Source organism: Lyngbya sp. CCY1209 (assembly GCF_035615495.1).
GTDB lineage: Bacteria > Cyanobacteriota > Cyanobacteriia > Cyanobacteriales > Microcoleaceae > Limnospira.
Genome location: NZ_JAJENU010000021.1, coordinates 1 through 219, shown reverse-complemented (window position 1 = coordinate 219; position 219 = coordinate 1). Strand labels below are relative to the sequence as shown.

Here is a 219-nt window from a genome sequence, read left to right as displayed (position 1 = left end):
AAAAGTGGGGGAAAGGTCAGCAGATTACTAGGCTTCGTAACCCATGTTAAACCAGATAAAGAAGCAATCAGAGCCCACACTGAAAAGGTGAAAGAGGTGATTAAAAAACATAAAACAGCACCTCAAGCCGCCCTGATAAAATATCTCAATCCCATCATTACAGGATGGTCAAGGTATTACTCGGGGGTAGTCTCCAAGGAGATTTTCAGCAAGCTAGAC

1 protein-coding gene is annotated in these 219 nt (G+C 42.9%); it reads left to right on the top strand.

All coding sequences use genetic code 11. The annotated features are described in order from the left end of the window. Positions 1-66: 66 nt before the first annotated feature. On the top strand, positions 67-219 hold a 153-nt coding region (locus tag LKE08_RS00100), incomplete at its 3' end, for a group II intron maturase-specific domain-containing protein (protein WP_375341382.1).